This is a genomic window from Ornithinicoccus halotolerans, assembly GCF_009602535.1.
Lineage (GTDB): Bacteria > Actinomycetota > Actinomycetes > Actinomycetales > Dermatophilaceae > Ornithinicoccus > Ornithinicoccus halotolerans.
The window spans coordinates 1-1,153 of record NZ_WIQI01000214.1 but is presented as its reverse complement, the minus strand read 5'-3'; the positions used below and the strand labels follow the sequence as shown (position 1 = coordinate 1,153).

The 1,153-nt window shown below is 74.6% G+C and carries 3 protein-coding genes; all 3 read left to right on the top strand.

The annotated features are described in order from the left end of the window. Window positions 1-194: glycosyltransferase (locus GFJ45_RS16130; RefSeq protein WP_228387227.1), on the top strand; the 194-nt coding region annotated here is incomplete at its 5' end. Next, window positions 191-799, top strand: a complete 609-nt coding sequence (locus tag GFJ45_RS16125) for a D-sedoheptulose-7-phosphate isomerase (RefSeq protein WP_153399114.1) — start codon at window positions 191-193, stop codon at window positions 797-799. The genes GFJ45_RS16130 and GFJ45_RS16125, both read left to right, overlap by 4 nt. After that, the coding region (locus GFJ45_RS16120) for a PfkB family carbohydrate kinase (RefSeq protein WP_228387225.1) at window positions 796-1,153 on the top strand (358 nt) is incomplete at its 3' end. The genes GFJ45_RS16125 and GFJ45_RS16120, both read left to right, overlap by 4 nt.

Sequence of the window (1,153 nt, the reverse complement as noted above, 5' to 3'; positions counted from 1 at the left end):
TGGTGCCCCCGCGCGACCCCGGTGCGCTCGCCGCCGCGGCGGGCCGGCTGCTGGCCGAGCCCCAGCTGCGGGAGCAGATGGGCCAGCTGGCCCGGCGCCGGGCCGAGGAGCGGTTCAGCTGGGAGCGGGTGGCCGCCGCCACCGAGGACTCCATCCGCAGCGTCATCTTCCAGAAGAAGGAGGCGACAGCATGATCGCCCAGGACTGGATGAGCAGCCACACCCGCGAGCTCGAGGCCGCGCTGGCCTCGCTCCAGGACCAGGTCACCACCATCGAACGGTGGGGACAGCTCCTGGCCGAGCGGCTCGCCGCCGGAGGGCGGGTGCTCGCGGCGGGCAACGGCGGCAGCGCGGCGGAGGCCCAGCACCTGACCGGCGAGCTGGTGGGCCGGTTCCGGGAGGAGCGGCGCCCGTTCGCCGCGGTCAGCCTGTGCTCGGACTCCGCCACGCTGACCGCCGTGGTCAACGACTACGGCCCCGACGAGATGTTCGCCCGGCAGGTGCAAGGTCACGGCCGGCCGGGAGACGTGCTGATGCTGCTGTCCACCTCCGGCACCAGCAGCAACGTGCTCGCCGCCGCCGAGCGCGGCCGGGACTGCGGGCTGACGGTGTGGGGCCTGACCGGCCCGGCCCCGAACCCGCTGGCCGCCGCCTGCCACGAGGCACTGTGCGTGGACGCCCCCAGCACCGCGGCGATCCAGGAGGGCCACCTGGTGGTGGTGCACGCGGTGTGTGCCGTGCTGGACGCCTCGCTGGCGACAGTTGGCCAGGCCCGCAACGGCGTGGCGGTGACGGCATGAGCCCGGCACCGCACGTGGTCGTCGTGGGTGACCTGCTCCTCGACGTCGACGTCGACGGGACCGTCGAACGGTTGTCCCCGGACGCGCCGGTGCCGGTGCTGGACGTCGGCAGCACCCAGGAGAGCCCGGGGGGCGCCGGGCTCGCGGCGCTGCTGTGCGCCGCCGGTGCGCGGGTCACCCTGGTCGCCCCGGTCGGGGTCGACGAGGCCGGGCAGCGGCTGCTCGAACAGCTGGCACCGCGGATGGACGTCATCCGGCTGGGACATGAGGGCGGCACCCGCCGCAAGGTGTTCTCCGGCGGGTTGCTGGTGCACAAGGCCACCCACCACTTCGACCTGGTGAACTGGTGGCTGG

Bases quoted from the DNA above. Each gene is read 5' to 3' on its own strand.
- GFJ45_RS16125 (WP_153399114.1), top strand. From the start codon at position 191: ATGATCGCCCAGGACTGGATGAGCAGCCACACCCGCGAGCTCGAGGCC.